This is a genomic window from Kitasatospora sp. NPDC004272 (assembly GCF_053603035.1).
Window position 1 is genome coordinate 26,149 of record NZ_JBSGET010000081.1, and the last position, 12,033, is coordinate 38,181.

General features: G+C 72.3%; 11 protein-coding genes. 7 read left to right on the forward strand and 4 right to left on the reverse strand.

Translation table 11 applies throughout. The features are described from left to right. Positions 1-4: 4 nt before the first annotated feature. Positions 5-1,219, reverse strand: a complete 1,215-nt coding sequence (locus ACWEO5_RS23740; protein ID WP_452164305.1) for a pyridoxal phosphate-dependent aminotransferase — start codon at positions 1,217-1,219, stop codon at positions 5-7. A gap of 133 nt (positions 1,220-1,352) precedes the next feature. On the opposite strand from ACWEO5_RS23740, the gene ACWEO5_RS23745 reads away from it, so the two are divergent. Beyond that, complete coding sequence (locus ACWEO5_RS23745; protein WP_452164306.1) at positions 1,353-2,024, forward strand: prepilin peptidase; 672 nt, start codon at positions 1,353-1,355, stop codon at positions 2,022-2,024. A 129-nt stretch (positions 2,025-2,153) separates the two neighbouring features. Here the strand turns inward: ACWEO5_RS23745 and ACWEO5_RS23750 are convergent, their stop codons facing one another. Beyond that, positions 2,154-3,761, reverse strand: coding sequence for a chitinase (locus ACWEO5_RS23750; protein ID WP_452164307.1), 1,608 nt, complete (start codon positions 3,759-3,761; stop codon positions 2,154-2,156). Between the two features lie 334 nt (positions 3,762-4,095). Here ACWEO5_RS23750 and ACWEO5_RS23755 point away from each other — a divergent pair, with 334 nt between their 5' ends. From ACWEO5_RS23755 to ACWEO5_RS23770, 4 genes are all read left to right on the forward strand, one after another. Continuing rightward, positions 4,096-4,890 (forward strand): isoprenyl transferase, encoded by a 795-nt coding sequence (locus ACWEO5_RS23755; protein ID WP_452164308.1) that lies wholly within the window; start codon positions 4,096-4,098, stop codon positions 4,888-4,890. A 191-nt stretch (positions 4,891-5,081) separates the two neighbouring features. Further along, positions 5,082-6,413 carry a PhoH family protein gene (locus tag ACWEO5_RS23760; RefSeq protein WP_344553827.1) on the forward strand — a complete coding sequence of 444 codons (1,332 nt, stop codon included), beginning with the start codon at positions 5,082-5,084 and terminating at the stop codon, positions 6,411-6,413. A gap of 406 nt (positions 6,414-6,819) precedes the next feature. After that, a complete protein-coding gene (locus ACWEO5_RS23765; protein WP_452164309.1) occupies positions 6,820-7,497 on the forward strand; it encodes an aggregation-promoting factor C-terminal-like domain-containing protein in 678 nt (225 codons plus the stop codon). Positions 7,498-7,903: 406 nt separating this feature from the next. Then, entirely contained in the window at positions 7,904-9,343 is a 1,440-nt protein-coding gene (locus ACWEO5_RS23770; protein ID WP_452164310.1) for an AI-2E family transporter, read from the forward strand. A gap of 95 nt (positions 9,344-9,438) precedes the next feature. Here ACWEO5_RS23770 and ACWEO5_RS23775 read toward each other — a convergent pair whose 3' ends face one another. Both ACWEO5_RS23775 and ACWEO5_RS23780 read right to left on the reverse strand, forming a co-directional pair. Further along, a complete protein-coding gene (locus ACWEO5_RS23775; RefSeq protein ID WP_344553823.1) occupies positions 9,439-9,972 on the reverse strand; it encodes an alkyl hydroperoxide reductase in 534 nt (177 codons plus the stop codon). A 4-nt stretch (positions 9,973-9,976) separates the two neighbouring features. Further along, positions 9,977-10,528: a peroxiredoxin gene (locus tag ACWEO5_RS23780; protein ID WP_452164311.1), complete on the reverse strand. Its 552-nt coding sequence runs from the start codon at positions 10,526-10,528 to the stop codon at positions 9,977-9,979. Between the two features lie 165 nt (positions 10,529-10,693). On the opposite strand from ACWEO5_RS23780, the gene ACWEO5_RS23785 reads away from it, so the two are divergent. Both ACWEO5_RS23785 and ACWEO5_RS23790 read left to right on the forward strand, forming a co-directional pair. Continuing rightward, the gene (locus ACWEO5_RS23785) at positions 10,694-11,635 is read left to right on the forward strand and encodes a LysR substrate-binding domain-containing protein (RefSeq protein ID WP_344553822.1); all 942 of its coding nucleotides are present in this window, start codon (positions 10,694-10,696) and stop codon (positions 11,633-11,635) included. Between the two features lie 170 nt (positions 11,636-11,805). Continuing rightward, positions 11,806-12,033 (forward strand): AAA family ATPase (locus tag ACWEO5_RS23790; RefSeq protein WP_452164312.1); only part of this gene is annotated, 228 nt, incomplete at its 3' end.

Below are 12,033 nucleotides of genomic sequence, written 5' to 3' on the forward strand. Positions count from 1 at the left end.
ACGGCTACGGCTGCGCGTAGCCGGCCAGGAAGTCGCCGATCCGGGTGACCGCGTCCGTGATGTCCTCCGGGCGCGGCAGCGTGACCAGCCGGAAGTGGTCCGGGTCGGGCCAGTTGAACCCGGTGCCCTGGACGATCAGGATCCGCTGCGAGCGCAGCAGGTCCAGCACCATCTGCGCGTCGTCCTTGATCTTGTAGACCTGCGGGTCGAGCCGCGGGAAGGCGTACAGCGCGCCCTTCGGCTTCACGCAGGAGACGCCGGGGATCTCGTTCAGCAGCTTGTACGCGGCGTCCCGGGAGGCGAGCAGCCGGCCGCCGGGCAGGATCAGGTCCCGGATCGACTGCCGGCCGCCGAGCGCCGCGGCGACCGCGTGCTGGGCGGGCATGTTGGCGCACAGCCGCATCGAGGCCAGCACGTTGAGGCCCTCGATGTAGGAGCGGGCCCGGTGCCGGTCGCCGGAGAGCACCATCCAGCCGGAGCGGAAGCCCGCCACCCGGTAGGACTTGGACATGCCGTTGAAGGTGACGCAGAACAGGTCCGGCGCCAGGGTGGCCAGCGGGGTGTGCTCCACGCCGTCGTAGAGGATCTTGTCGTAGATCTCGTCCGCGTAGATCACCAGCTTGTGGCGGCGGGCGAGTTCGGCGATCCCCTCCAGCAGCTCGCGCGGGTACACCGCGCCGGTGGGGTTGTTGGGGTTGATCACCACGATCGCCCGGGTCCGGTCGGTGACCTTCGCGGCGATGTCGGCCAGGTCCGGGTACCACTCGGCCTGCTCGTCGCAGCGGTAGTGCACCGCCGTGCCGCCGGCCAGCGACACCGAGGCGGTCCACAGCGGGTAGTCGGGCGCCGGGACCAGCACCTCGTCGCCGTCGTCGAGCAGCGCGGTCATGGCGAGCTGGATCAGCTCGGACACGCCGTTGCCCAGGTAGACGTCCTCGACCGACAGCCCGTGCAGGCCGCGCTCCTCGTAGTGCATGACCACGGCGCGGCGCGCCGACAGCAGGCCCTTCGAATCACCGTAGCCGTGCGCGGAGTTGAGGTTGCGGAGGATGTCCTGGAGGATCTCGGGCGGCGCCTCGAAGCCGAACGCGGCGGGGTTGCCGGTGTTCAGCTTCAGGATGCGGTGGCCCTGCTCCTCCAGCCGCATCGCCTCGTCGAGCACCGGACCGCGGATGTCGTAGCAGACATTGGCGAGCTTGCTGGACTGGATGACCTGCATACCCGCTTACTTTACGGCCGCGTTACGCCGATCACCGAGTGCTGTTCGCCACCTGGACACGGACGGGCGAACGGCCGCCGGACGGTAGGGTCGCGGCGGACCGACGGCGCAGGACCGACCGGGGGAGGGCCGGATGTTCGGGGCAGTGGTCGGAGCCGTGCTGGGACTGCTCGCGGGCGCACCGCTGCGGGCGGCGGTGACGCGCTTCGCGGTGCCGGCCGGCGAACCGCCGCGCAGCTGCCTGCCCACCCCGCTGGGCCGGTGCCTGCGGCACGGCGAGCTGCTCGGCCCGCCGCCGCTGGCGGTCGAGGCCGCCGCCGCGGCGCTCGGCGCGGCCCTGGGCGCCTGGGCGCCCGCCCGCTGGCTGCCCGTACTGGTCTGGCTGACCCTGTTCGGCACCGTGCTGGGCTTCGTGGACGCCGTGGTGAAGCGGCTGCCGGACGCGCTCACCCTGCCGCTGTTCCTGGGCATCGCCGTGCTGGTGCCGCTCACCGACCACCACCCGGCGGTCTGGCGGCGCTGCGCGCTGGCGGCCGTCGGCCTCGGACTGTTCTACCTGCTGCTGGCGCTGCTGGGCCCGATGGGCCTGGGCGACGTCAAACTGGCGCCGAGCCTGGGCGCCGTCCTCGGCCTGGCGGGCTGGCGGACGGTGTACGCGGGCCTCCTCTACACCTGGCTGCTCGCCGCGCTCTGGGCGGTGGCGCTGCTGGTGCTGCGCCGGGCCGGGCGGCGCAGCGAGCTGGCGTTCGGCCCGGCGATGCTGCTGGGCACCCTGGCGGCGGTGCTGGCGGCGGCCGGGAGCTGACCGGACCGGGGCCCGACTCCCCCGCGGCGAAGGGGAAATGGGCGGGGCCCGCCGTACCCCAGCGGTACGGCGGGCCCCTGTGCGTGCACCTACCCCACCCTCAAGGAGCGGTGCACTGGTCCTCGGTGGTTACTGCATGTTGTGCGCGAAGGCGCCGACGTTGTTGGAGAAGTCGTTGCCGTTGTTGGCGTCCCAGTTGGTCGACCAGGTCATCGCGCCGCGGATGGTCGGCCACTTGGCCGGCGGGACGAAGGAGCCGCAGTGGTTGCCGGTGGCCAGGCAGTCCAGCGCGTTGTTCACCACGGTGGAGTTGACGTAGCCGCCGCCCGCCGCCTTGGTGGAGGCCGGGACGCCGATGCCGACCTGGTCCGGACGCAGACCGCCCTGGATGTGGGTGCAGACCTGCGCGGTGATGAAGTCGATGGTGCCCTGGGTGTACACCTTGCCGTCGCAGCCGTTCATGCCGCCCGAGTTGTAGAACTGGGTGTTGACGACGGTCAGGATGTCCTTGGTGGCGAGCGCCAGCTGGAAGTACGCACCGGCGGTGGAGTACATGCCGATGGTCTCGGGAGCCATGGTCAGGATGAAGTTCGGGCCGACCTTGGCCGCCAGGGTGTGCAGCGCCTGCGCCATGTAGGTGGAGTTGACGCCGTTCTCCAGGTCGACGTCGATGCCGTCGAAGCCGTACTGCTGGATCAGCTTGTAGGCCGAGTCGGAGAACGCGGTGGCGGCGGCGGAGCTGCCGACCGAGATGGCGCCGTTCTGGCCGCCGATGGAGAGGACGACCTTCTTGCCGGCCGCGTGCTTGGCGGCGATGTCGGCCTTGAAGTCGGCGTCGGTGTAGCCGCCGAGCTTGGTGGCCAGCGCCGGGTCCAGGGTGAAGGAGATGCCGCCCTGGGTGGTGGTCGCGTCGGCGAAGGAGACCGCGATGATGTCGTACGCGGACTGCACGTCGCGCAGCTTCTGCACGGTCGAGCCGTTGTCGAAGTTCTGCCAGTAGCCGGTCAGGACGTGCTTCGGCAGGCTGCTGTTCGACGGCGGGTTGCTGGTGCTCGACGAGGCGGACGGCGACGGCGAGGAGGACGCCGACGGGGAGGCGCTCTGCGAGGGGGAGGCCGACGCGGAGGGCGAGGCGCTCTTGGACGGCGACGCGGAGGCCGACGGCGAGGCCGAGGTGGCGGAGCCCGACGGGGTCGGGGAGGCGGTGCCGCCCGGGCCGATCAGCTGGATGTCGTCCGCGTAGTAGGTGGGCTGGCCGTACCACCCGTGCACGTACAGGGTGACGCTGGTGGTGCTGGCGCCGGTGGTGAAGCTGGTGTTCAGCTGGTTCCAGGCGCTCTGCGCGGACCAGGTGGACGGGTCGGTGCCGCCGGTGCCGCGGGCGCCCAGGTAGACGTACTGGCCCTGGACCCAGCCGTTCAGCGTGTAGGCCGTGTTGGGGAGGACCGAGACGGTCTGGGTGCACTCGGCGGTGTCGCCCGCGCCGGGGGTGGCGGCCAGCGCGCCGGTGCCCGAGTGCACCGGGGTGGAGACCGCGGCGGTGCTGCCGACGCAGGACCAGCCGGACAGGCCGGAGTCGAAGCCGCCGTTGTTGACCAGGTTGCCGACGGCGGCGTTCGCGCCGCCCGCGGTCAGCGCCAGGCCGGTGCCGGCCAGGGCGATCGCGGTGGCGGTGGCGAGGACCGCGGGCATCTTGTTGCGGCGCCGGTGGGACGGCTGCTGCAGGGTACGGGCCATGACAGGCTCCAGTGCAGGAGTGGGGGTGTGGGTGTGGGAGGCACGCTGGGAGACGTCGGGGGAGAGCCGCCGCGGTGGGGGTCGCGGCGGCTCCGCTGTGGGGGAGGGTCCGCTGTGGTGCTGACCACACGCTGGACTAGACCAATGGCAAGCGTCAAGACCCGGAATCCGGTTTAGGGGCCGTTTAAGGATTCGGATACCGTTCCGTAGCTTGTCCCGTGCGCGCACCGTGACAAGACCGGTACCAGCGGTTTTGCCCCGCGCAAACCGGGGCGGAGTAGGCTGCCGCAGGGATTTCGCACCCGGAGCAATCAGCACGGAGGGGCCGTTCACGATGGGTCTGCGCGATGTGGTGGAACGGACGCCGGGGCTGCGCACCCTGCTGGAGCGGGCCTACCGGCTCTACGGCCGCCGGGTCGAGGTGCACCTGGCCAACACCCCGCGCCACATCGGCGTGATCCTGGACGGCAACCGGCGCTGGGCGAAGGCCACCGGCGGCACCACCGCCTACGGGCACCAGCGCGGCGCCGACAAGATCAGCGAGTTCCTGGGCTGGTGCGAGGAGACCGAGGTCCGGGTGGTCACCCTCTGGATGCTCTCCACCGACAACCTGGCCCGCCCCGCCGAGGAGCTCGTCCCGCTGCTCGGCATCATCGAGGACACCGTGCAGGGCCTGGCCGAGGCCGGCCGCTGGAGGGTCCACCCGGTCGGCGCCCTCGACCTGCTGCCCGCCCGCACCGCCGGGGTGCTCAAGCAGGCCGCCCAGGACACCGAGCAGGTGGACGGGCTGACCGTCAACGTGGCGATCGGCTACGGCGGCCGCCAGGAGATCGCCGACGCCGTCCGCTCGCTGCTGCAGGAGCACGCCGGCCGCGGCACCTCGATCGAGGAGCTCGCCGAGGTCCTCGACGTCGAGCACATCGCCGAGCACCTCTACACCAAGGGCCAGCCCGACCCGGACCTGGTGATCCGCACCTCCGGCGAGCAGCGGTTGTCCGGTTTCCTGCTCTGGCAGTCCGCGCACAGCGAGTTCTACTTCTGCGAGGCGTACTGGCCGGCCTTCCGGAAGGTCGACTTCCTCCGGGCGCTGCGCGACTACCAGCTGCGCAACCGGCGGATGGGGCGCTGACCGCGGGTCAGGCTCACCTACCCCTGGGGCGGGTGGGAAAACGTTCACCCGTAGTGATCCCGCCGTTCGCTCCGGCGCGAATGCGATGCCCCTCGCCTGGGAACACTCCCTTCAGACCGTCCCCCCGGCCAGCGGGGCCGCGGGGACCGGTGGGCCGCGGGTGACGTCGGGTCACCCGCTCTGGAGGGCTAGTGGTCAGTTCCAAGAGCCGCCGGACACCTGACCGGCGCACGTACGTCCTCGACACCAGCGTGCTCCTGGCCGACCCCCTCGCGATGACGCGGTTCGAGGAGCACGAAGTGGTCCTCCCGGTCGTCGTGGTGACGGAGTTGGAGGCCAAGCGCCACCATCCGGAGCTGGGCTACTTCGCCCGTCAGGCGCTGCGGATGCTGGACGACTACCGGATCCGGCACGGCCGGCTGGACGAACCGATCCCGGTCGGCGAGCTCGGCGGCACCATCCGGGTCGAGCTGAACCACTCGGACACCTCGATCCTCCCGGCCGGCTACCGGGTCGGCGGCGGCGAGGCGGACACCCGGATCCTCGCGGTCGCCCGCAACCTGCAGGCCGAGGGGTACGACGTCACCGTCGTCTCCAAGGACCTGCCGCTGCGGATCAAGGCGAGCTCGGTCGGCCTGCTGGCCGAGGAGTACCGGGCCGAGCTGGCGATCACCTCCGGCTGGACGGGCATGACCGAACTGCACGTCCCCGCCGACCAGGTGGACCAGCTGTTCGCCGGCCAGGAGCACGCCCTGCAGGTGGAGGGCGCCGAGCAGCTCCCGGTGCACACCGGCCTGGTGCTGCACTCCGAGCGCGGCCGGGCGCTGGGCCGGGTGGCCCCCGACGGCCGGGTGCAGCTGGTGCGCGGCGACCGCGAGGCGTTCGGCCTGCGCGGCCGCAGCGCCGAGCAGCGGATCGCCCTCGACCTGCTGCTCGACCCGGAGATCGGCATCATCTCGATGGGCGGCCGGGCCGGCACCGGCAAGTCCGCGCTCGCCCTGTGCGCCGGACTCGAAGCCGTCCTGGAGCGCCGCCAGCACCGCAAGGTGATGGTGTTCCGCCCGCTGTACGCGGTCGGCGGCCAGGAGCTCGGCTACCTGCCCGGCAGCGAGGCCGAGAAGATGGGCCCCTGGGCGCAGGCGGTCTTCGACACCCTCTCCGCCGTCACCACGCCGGACGTGATCGAGGAGGTCATCTCCCGCGGGATGCTGGAGGTCCTGCCGCTCACCCACATCCGCGGCCGCTCGCTGCACGACGCCTTCGTGATCGTCGACGAGGCGCAGTCGCTGGAACGGAACGTGCTGCTCACGGTGCTCTCCCGGATCGGCCAGAACTCCCGGGTGGTGCTCACCCACGACGTCGCCCAGCGGGACAACCTGCGGGTCGGCCGGTACGACGGAGTGGTGGCCGTGGTCGAGAAGTTGAAGGGCCACCCGCTGTTCGCCCACATCACGCTCACGCGTTCGGAGCGCTCGCCGATCGCCGCACTGGTGACCGAGATGCTGGAGGACATCCAGCCCTAGGCATAACCGGACAGAACGTGGCAAAGGGGCCTGGCGCATAGCGTCAGGCCCCTGCGCTGTCAGTCGAACTGACGTCGGCTCGACCGCCCGCCGACCAAAGCCGCAGGTCGAAAAGTTTGTGAGATCCGCCACGGCACAGGGAATTGCGTAGACATACCCGCGTGCGGCATGGTGAGGGTTCTGTCAGGCCCCGCGCACGGCAATGCACGCCCGGCAACTCCGGTCGGCGGGCGGAAAACTGAACACCGCAGAGCCGTGCGCCGCTCGATCCAGTCGCAGTCCCGGGCATCCGTCCGGGAGGCGGTTGAGCCCGTGCCTCCCGTGACCAGCGTTCGACGGAGGCCAGTGCCAGGGGCAGATACGCGCCCGTACGGTCACAGGACGGGCGACGCTGGAAGGAAACCATGTGACTCGGATCTCGGTCCGGGGAGTCGCTGTCGTCTCCGCCACCGCGGTGACCGCCGTCGGTGCCGTGGTGGGCGCCGCCTCCGGCAGTGAGGGCAAGGCCGACGTCCAGCCGGTCGACGTCGCGAGCGCCACGCTGTTCGCCGACGCCCCCACCGGTGCGCAGGCCCAGAACGTCAGCGACGGCATCGGCCGCCAGGCCGACGCCCAGCAGGTCTCCGCCGACGCCGCCGCCAAGAAGGCCGCCGAGGAAGCCGCCCGGCAGAAGGCCGCGGCCGACGCCCAGGCCAAGGCCGACGCGGACAAGGCGGCCAAGGAGGCCGAGGAGAAGCGGGTCAAGGAAGAGGCCAGCCGCGCCGCCGCGCGCAGCGTGCTGGCCACCGTCAGCCCCGGCTCCGTCCAGGAGATGGCGCTGCGGATCGTCGGTGACACCAACCAGTTCCAGTGCTTCAGCCAGATCGTGAAGCGCGAGAGCGGCTGGGACTACACCGCCACCAACGCCTCCTCCGGCGCCTACGGCCTGGTCCAGGCGCTGCCCGGCTCCAAGATGGCCACGGCCGGCGCCGACTGGCGGACCAACCCCGAGACCCAGATCAAGTGGGGCCTCAGCTACATGAACAGCCGCTACGGCAGCCCCTGCGGCGCCTGGTCGTTCTGGCAGGCCCACAACTGGTACTAGGCCCCTCCGGCCGACACCGAGCAGCACGAAGGGCCCCTGATCCCGCCCGCGGGACCGGGGGCCTTCGCGCTGCCGCCGCGAGGCGGTGGCCACGGCGCGGGCCGCCCCGCCCCGGCGGCGCTGACCAGTGCACCGCGGGCGGTGACGGCTCGGTGCGGACGCGGGGGAACGGAGCGGGTCCTGGTTCCTCCGCTCCCGGCCGGTCCGCCTACAGAGGGTCCGTTCTGCTCTGACCCCTTCCCCGCACCGGTTCGGCGAAACCTCCGGGTAGCGGGTGATTTGCCGGATTCCGCCGGCAGTCGGCCGAGACACCCCCGAGACCCGGCCCCCCGGCGGCGGGTAGCGTTCCTCACCGACGGCCGCGCGACCCGCGGCCCAGAACGCACGACACGGGGGAGACCGGGCAGTGACGGAAGAGAACGGCGGTGGCCGCTGGCGCGGCGTCGCCAAGCTGGGAGCGGTCGCGGCCGGCCTGTTCGCCGCCGCCGAACGCCGCCGCCGCGCGGCCATCTCCGCCGAGGCGCACGTCCTCGCCACCGAGCAGGCCGTCGAGCTCGCCGCCGAACGGGCCGCCCGGCGCACCGCCGAACAGACGGCCCGTCAGCTCGCCGACCGGAACGCCGCGGCGGCCGGCGCGGCACCCGCACCACCGGAAGGAGGGGCCGTGCGCACCGACGACACCGTCCCCGCCCCGCGCACCCCGCAGCCCTCCGAGCACCAGCTCGGCAGCGCCCCGCTCGGCCGCCCCGCCAACCCGGTCGACGCCGTGCCCTGGACCCTGCGGGTCGCCGCCGAGTCCACCTGGCGGCTGCTGCTGATCGGCGTCGCCCTCTACGTGGTCTTCCGGGTCATCGACACGCTCAAGCTGGTCGCCTTCTCCGCGGTCGCCGCCCTGCTCATCTCCGCGCTGCTCGAACCCACCGTCTCCTGGCTGCGCCGGCACGGCGTCCCCCGGTCGCTGGCCGCCGCCGTCACCTTCCTGGCCGGCCTGGCCAGCATCGGCCTGGTCGGCTGGTTCGTGTTCTGGCAGGTCTCCACCAACCTCGACTCGGTCACCAGCCAGGTCCAGGACGGCGTCCGGCAGCTGCGCGACTGGCTGCTCAACGGCCCCTTCCACCTCACCCCGGACCAGCTCAACAACGTCACCAACCAGATCACCACCGCCATCGGCAAGAACTCCGAGGCGCTCACCTCGGCCGGCTTCACCGGCGTCACCATCGCCGTCGAACTGCTCACCGGCGTGGTGCTCACCGCGTTCACCACCTTCTTCCTGCTCTACGACGGCGCCCGGATCTGGAGCTGGGTGCTGCGCGGCCTGCCCCGGCACTCCCGCTACGCGATGGCCGGCGCCGGCCCCAAGGCGTGGGCCACCCTCACCGCGTACGTGCGCGGCACCGTCGCCGTCGCCTTCATCGACGCGCTCTGCATCGGCATCGGGCTCGGCATGGTCGGCGTGCCGATGGCGATCCCGCTCGCGGTGATCATCTTCCTGGGCGCGTTCGTGCCGCTGGTCGGCGCCCTGGTCACCGGCACCATCGCGGTGCTGATCGCGCTGGTGGCCACCGCCAGCGTCGGCAAGGCCCTGGTGGTGCTGCTCATCCTGATCGGCGTCCAGCAGCTGGAGGGCCACATCCTGCAGCCGCTCATCCTCGGCCGCGCCGTCCGGGTCCACCCGCTCGCCGTGGTGCTCGGCGTCGCCGCCGGCTCCATCATCGGCGGCATCCCCGGCGCGATCGTCGCCGTCCCGCTGATCGCCGTCACCAACACCGTCACCGGCCACCTGCGCCAGCGCAACGCGGCCGGGCAGGAGGTCTTCCAGGCCATCGAGGCCGCCCGGAAGCAGTAGCGCCCCCGCGCGAGCAGCCCGAGCAGCCCGAGCAGCACGGAAGGTCCGCCCCGGGAGAGAATCCCCTCCCGGGGCGGACCTTCCGTGCGGCGGGCTCAGCGCGGCAGCTGCGCCTCCGCGTCCAGCACCGCGGCGACGGCCTGGACGGTCGCGGCGATCTTGACCGCGGCCTGGACCACCTCGCGGTCGACGCCCGCCTTGCGCAGCACGCCCTCGTGCGAGTCGAGGCACTGGCCGCAGCCGTTGATCGCCGAGACGGCGAAGGACCACAGCTCGAAGTCGACCTTGTCGACGCCCGGGTTGCCGATGATGTTCATCCGCAGACCGGCCCGCATCGTCCCGTACTCCTTGTCGGAGAGCAGGTGCAGCGTTCGGTAGTAGACGTTGTTCATCGCCATGATCGCGGCCGCGCCCTTGGCCGCCTCGTAGGCCTCCGGCTTCAGGTTGGCCTTGGCCTCGGGCTCCAGCTCGCGCAGCACGATCGGGGAGCGGGTGGCCATCGCGCAGGCGAGCACGGTGCCCCAGAGCTGCTGCTCGGGCAGGTCGGAGTTGCCGATCACCGAACCGAGGTTGAGCTTCAGGTCCTTGGCGTAGTCCGGCAGGGCGGCCTTGAGTTCGTCGAGCGCCATCGGGTCAGCCGGCCAGCAGGGACTGGGCGTCGAGGGTGTCCTCGCCCTTGTTCCAGTTGCACGGGCACAGCTCGTCGGTCTGCAGGGCGTCGAGGACCCGCAGCACCTCCTTGGGGTTCCGGCCGACGGAGCCGGCGGTCACCATGACGAACTGGATCTCGTTGTTCGGGTCGACGATGAACACCGCGCGCTGGGCGGTGCCGTCCGCGCCCTCGACGCCGCAGGCCCGCATCAGGTCGTGCTTGATGTCGGCGAGCATCGGGAACGGCAGGTCGCGCAGGTCCTTGTGGTCCTTGCGCCAGGCGTGGTGGACGTACTCGGAGTCGCCGGAGACGCCGAGGATCTGGGCGTCGCGGTCGGCGAACTCCTCGTTCAGCTTGCCGAACGCGGCGATCTCGGTCGGGCAGACGAAGGTGAAGTCCATCGGCCAGAAGAACACGACCCGCCACTTGCCCTCGTAGGACTTGTGGTTGATCTCGGCGAAGGCGTTCGCGGCGTCGAGGTCCACGCAGGCGTTGAGTTCGTACTCGGGGAACTTGTCGCCGATCGTCAGCACGTCGCATCTCCAGGGTTGGGACGAGGGGTGTCCGGATTGCGGACACTTCCCAGCCTTGCACATGGTTACTGATCAGTGAAATCGGTTCTCCCGGCGCCTCCGATAGGCAAGTCCGATCAGTGCGGCAGACTGGACGGAGCCCCTCCACCGGCAGGAAGCACCACCGTGAAACCCAGCACGCCCCGCACCCCCACCGTCTCCCAGCTGCGGGCCTTCGCCGCGGTCGCCGAGCACCGGCACTTCCGGGACGCCGCCGCCGCGATCGGCAGCAGCCAGTCCGCGCTCTCCGGCGCGGTCGCCGCGCTGGAGGAGTCGCTCGGCGCGCAACTGGTCGAGCGGACCACCCGCAAGGTGGTGATCACCCCGCTCGGGGAGCGGATCGCCGAGCACTCCCGGCGGGTGCTGTCCGCGCTGCACGCGCTCACCGAGGAGGCCGAGGCCGCCCGCCGCCCGTTCACCGGGCCGCTGCACCTCGGGGTGATCCCCACCGTCGCGCCCTACCTGCTGCCCGCCGTGCTGCGACTGGTCCGCGGCTCCTACCCCGACCTCGAACTGCACGTCCACGAGGAGCGCACCCCCTCGCTGCTGAACGGCCTCGGCGACGGGCGGCTCGACCTGCTGCTGCTCGCGCTCCCCGCCGGCGGACCGCTCCCGGTGGCCGAGATCCCGCTGTTCGACGAGGACTTCGTGCTCCTCGTGCCGCCCGAGCACCACCTCGCCGGACGGGCCGACGTGCCCCGCGACGCCCTGCTCGACCTGGACGTGCTGCTGCTGGAGGAGGGGCACTGCCTGCGCGACCAGGCGCTCGACATCTGCCGCGAGGCCGGCGCCGAACCGGCCGGCGGCAGCACCCGGGCCGCCGGACTCTCCACCCTGGTCCAACTGGTGGCCGGCGGCCTCGGCGCCACCCTGCTGCCCGCCACCGCCCTCGACGTCGAGACCGGACGCACCGACCGCCTCGCCGCCGTCCGCTTCGCCCACCCCGCCCCCGGCCGCCGGATCGGCCTCGCCCACCGCCCCGGCTCCGCCCGCACCGGCGAGTACGCCCGCTTCGCGGCGGCCCTGCGCGAGGCGCTGCGCGGGCTGCCGGTCCGCCTCGCCGCCTGACGGCGGGGCCGGCCCGCCCGCCCGCGGACCTCACCGCAACGAGTGACGGCACCACCGGGCGGCCGGGTTGACGGCGCGTCACGTTCACCTCCCGGCCGGGCGTGTGCGGGCCGGGCCGTGGGCATAACCCGCTCCGAGGGGGTGGTCCGGTGTACGTGTCGCGGATCAGGGTGTCCGGGGTGAAGTGCTTCAGCGGGGCGCGCGAGGTCGACCTGACCGTCCCGCCCGGCCCCGGCTGGACGGTGTTCGCGGGCCCGAACGGCAGCGGGAAGAGCACCCTGCTGCGGGTGCTCGCGATGGCGCTCGGCGCGCTGCCCGGCGGCCCCGCCGCCCAGTGGGGCGCCGACGGCTGGGCCCGGGCCGACCCGGCCCCGCGCTGGCGGGTCGGCGACCCGCCG